This window comes from Peribacillus sp. NPDC058002 (assembly GCF_042886655.1).
In the GTDB taxonomy this organism is placed as follows: domain Bacteria; phylum Bacillota; class Bacilli; order Bacillales; family DSM-1321; genus Peribacillus; species Peribacillus aracenensis.
Window position 1 is genome coordinate 1 of record NZ_JBHVQU010000316.1, and the last position, 3,511, is coordinate 3,511.

The following is a 3,511-nucleotide window of genomic DNA, read 5'->3' on the forward strand; positions in this document are numbered from 1 at the left end:
AGTATCAGCATAATAAACGAGATGATTATATCCATGGCGCGCTTTATATAAAAATTAGATGTTGTCGATAGTGGCTTTATCAGGATTTCTTCCTGCCTATCGACTCTGACTTTCGAATCCACTGGTTATCCTCCCTGAGTTAAGAAATGATCATAGAACCTGAAATCTCAAGATTTGCCCTTTCAAATTGCATTTTCACCCCTGCAATTTTCTCTAACTTATCTCTTCCCTCTTGTATCGCCAAAATTATCCCATCACAATATTTAGCAATGATATTTGCATCAGGTTTATGTAAACTATCTGATGTATGAAATAAAATGAGGTCAAAATCCTTCTTCCACTTTTCAATCAGGGTTGGAAGGGTCCCCAATGTTAATAAAGTTGCTGGTTCATAAATGGCTTCGCTTGTAGGTATACAGAATAGATGACCCTTTATATGTATAGCATGATCGTTAATGGGCTTCTCATTTAAAAGCAAGTTGGTCAAACCGAATGAATTATCAATATTAAACACTTGATGCAGCGAAGGCTGACGCAGATTAGCATCCACTACCAGCACCCGTTTACGCTGCTCAGAAAAGGCAAGTGCTAAGCACGCAGTAGCATTTGGAATATTCTGTGATTGTGAAAGAGAAGTAATCAGTAAAACCGAATCGCCTTTTTGAAGATTCGACTCGATATTGGTACAAATCGAATAAAATTGCTCTTTATTAATTTCATTTAGATTAAAGGATTGTTTCCTTGATTTAATACTCACTATATTCACCTCGTTTTGTGGAAGGTAAGGTTTTATAAGTTGTTTTACGTTTTCTGTTTATCCTTTTGGTATTTAAATCAAGCCTCCCCAATAATGGAATGCCAAGAAGTTCAAGCTCCCTATCGGAGTATGTCGAATCATCAAAGTGTTCTCTAAGAATTGCTAAGCCTATTCCAGCGAAAAAGCCTATTACGATTGAAATGGCTATGATGAATTTTGGCTTTGGGAAAAGCAGTTCTGCTTGTCCACGTTCACTATCATTGAGAATACTAATTTGTTTAACACTTGTAAGATTTTTGAATTTTGCTATTGAATGCATCGCGACAGTCTGAGCGATGTCCTTAGCGGATTCAGGATTGGAATCCTTGACGGTAATCGTGATGATTTGTGAATTATCTCTATTGGTAATGGAAACTTGCTTAAGTAAGTCATAGCTTGAAGTCTTAAGGTTCAATTCCTCTTTAACTCCGATCATGATTTGCGGACTTTTAATGATGTCCATATAAGAAAGGGCAAGTTGTCTGTTTTCTTGAACTTTGTTTATGGAAGCTTCCTTTTCACCCATGCTTAAAGATCCTGCCAGAACTTGAGTGGAATACTGATATGTTGGTTTCATAAGGTACATGGACGAAAATATAATGAAACCAGTAATACAAATGGTAGATAGAATAATGATAAATATTCTCTTTTTTAAGATTCGTATAAAGTCTTTAATTTTTACTTTTTCATTCATCAATTTCACCACTTTTTTAGAGATAGTAAGAATACGTTCAAAACTTTCAAAGACTTTTTTAGTAAAGTACGCAATTATCCTATTTTTCGTTTTAAAGCTATGTGATCTTTGGATATTTCTTTTTCTTGTTTATTTCTTGTGAAATACGACCCGAGCCTCATGCATGGTTTTTCCACGAGCAGATAGGACGCTGAAGAGAGTAAAAAAGATAAGAAAAATGAAAAAGTCAATATTAAACCGGTTGGCAGCTTGTTATAGAATAGGTACATCAAGGAGAATAAGGATATGAGATGGTACAAATACAAACTATATGAAATTTTCCCGAGAAGTTTTAGCAATCTAGACCTTAAGACCGTCGAAATTTTTTTGGAACATACGCTCATGATGATGAAAATGCAAACACCGAACGAGACCACATAATCCCTGAAAATATAATTGTTTAAAAAGTCCACTTCGCCAATAATGCCTTCGTACATAAAACAGATAATTGCCCCCAAAAACAATGCGACTTTTACAGGTTTATTCATTTTCAAGGTATAGGCAAAAAGTTCATGTCGATATTTTGCTATTATTGCTCCCATTAAAAAGAGAGTACTATAGTGAAAACTTAGAAGAATGCTGGTTATATCTACACTGGAACCAAACAAATATAAACACAAAGTCGATGAAAAAATTAAAACAAAAAGCCATAATAAAGAGTTTTTAAGCCTTTTTAGTACAAATAAATAAATCAGTACAGGAAATATAATCGAAATTCTCATTTCGTGAACAAGGGACCATATAACATTGTTATAGGCGTCTGTATTGTACTGTCCAATAAACAAAAAATGTTCTATTAATAAGGAAGGAGTATCCAGGATAGTCCAAGATTTACTAAACCAGTTAGTGATAAAGGGTAAATCATTTTGATTTAAAAGCATTTTAGCTAATATGGCCATGCTTATTGCTACTAGATATGGTAAATAAATTCGAAACACTCGTTTTATTAAGTATGTAGAATAGTGGAATTTAGCACTGTTAACTGATAAATACAAAACAAAACCACTCAATACAAAGAATAGAATGACAGACTCATTTCCACTACTGAAAAAAAGGCGTAGAGGAGTTTCCTTGAATAAATAAATCAAGTAGGTGCTGTTTGAATCATACTGATAATTAGCATATGAAGGGTATACCATCAAATAATGCCCGATTAACACAATGAGAGCGGCTAAACCCCTTAATGAGTCAAATTCCTCATATCTAGTCATATCCTCCTCCATATGAATCGTTTTTTTTTATAATATAGCACTTGTTCTTAATAAAGTATAGTTAGTTCTTTAAAACAGACAAAAATAGACAAGAAAATATAAAGTTTACCATTATATCCTAATTTTCATGCTCGGTTATGTAATGTTTAATGGGGTATAAAACCTCTGGACATTAGTTGGAGAGAGTTGGAACATAATGCTCTGAAACAAGGGATTTTGGACATGACTATATACTGTTCCTAAATCTACATATGGTATGCAGTCAGGGATCAGAGAGGGAAACATAAAGTAGAAGATGAGGGATACAAATGACTAGAATAGATTAATAATGAAACTAATTGACATAGTAATGTAGAGGTGGTAAGTTCAATTTAATGATTCGTTATAAAGAACAAGATGTTCGTTTTGTTTAAGGTATAACCTGTTAATTCTATCGGAAGATTTAAAATTAAGTAACAAAAAATGTAAAAAATAGATTTAAATATAACCTGTCATTTTAAAAGCAAAAGCTCAATTAATAAGTTACAGAAGAAAGGATGATTTTTAATGCCTTTATACCAAATGAGAGAAATATGGACACCTTTAAAATTAGTTGGAGTTAAGTTTTTTAAAACAGAAGAAGGAACTATTTTTATGAAAGTTTTTAATAAACGTCGAAGGAAGTTAAAGTAATTATTATTGCTCGTCAAGCTTGTTTGTGATTTCCAAACCTGTTGTTTTTTTGAAGAATATTGTAGAATGATGACGGAAATTAACGAAAAGTATTTTAAT

4 protein-coding genes are annotated in these 3,511 nt (G+C 32.8%); all 4 read right to left on the bottom strand.

Annotated elements, in window-relative coordinates:
* Positions 1-139: 139 nt before the first annotated feature.
* Complete coding sequence (locus ACFVSH_RS24195; protein WP_387604358.1) at positions 140-757, bottom strand: CpsD/CapB family tyrosine-protein kinase; 618 nt, start codon at positions 755-757, stop codon at positions 140-142.
* Complete coding sequence (locus tag ACFVSH_RS24200) at positions 747-1,490, bottom strand: YveK family protein (RefSeq protein WP_387708273.1); 744 nt, start codon at positions 1,488-1,490, stop codon at positions 747-749. The genes ACFVSH_RS24195 and ACFVSH_RS24200 overlap by 11 nt, the downstream gene beginning before the upstream one ends.
* Positions 1,491-1,564: 74 nt before the next feature.
* Positions 1,565-2,740 (bottom strand): acyltransferase family protein, encoded by a 1,176-nt coding sequence (locus ACFVSH_RS24205; protein WP_387708274.1) that lies wholly within the window; start codon positions 2,738-2,740, stop codon positions 1,565-1,567.
* Between the two features lie 491 nt (positions 2,741-3,231).
* A partial coding sequence (locus ACFVSH_RS24210; RefSeq protein ID WP_387708276.1) for a hypothetical protein occupies positions 3,232-3,511 on the bottom strand: 280 nt, incomplete at its 5' end.

What these genes read in the sequence shown, in the direction of transcription:
- ACFVSH_RS24205 (WP_387708274.1), bottom strand. Translation starts at nt 2,740, where the DNA reads ATGACTAGATATGAGGAATTTGACTCATTAAGGGGTTTAGCCGCTCTC.
- ACFVSH_RS24200 (WP_387708273.1), bottom strand. Translation starts at nt 1,490, where the DNA reads ATGAATGAAAAAGTAAAAATTAAAGACTTTATACGAATCTTAAAAAAG.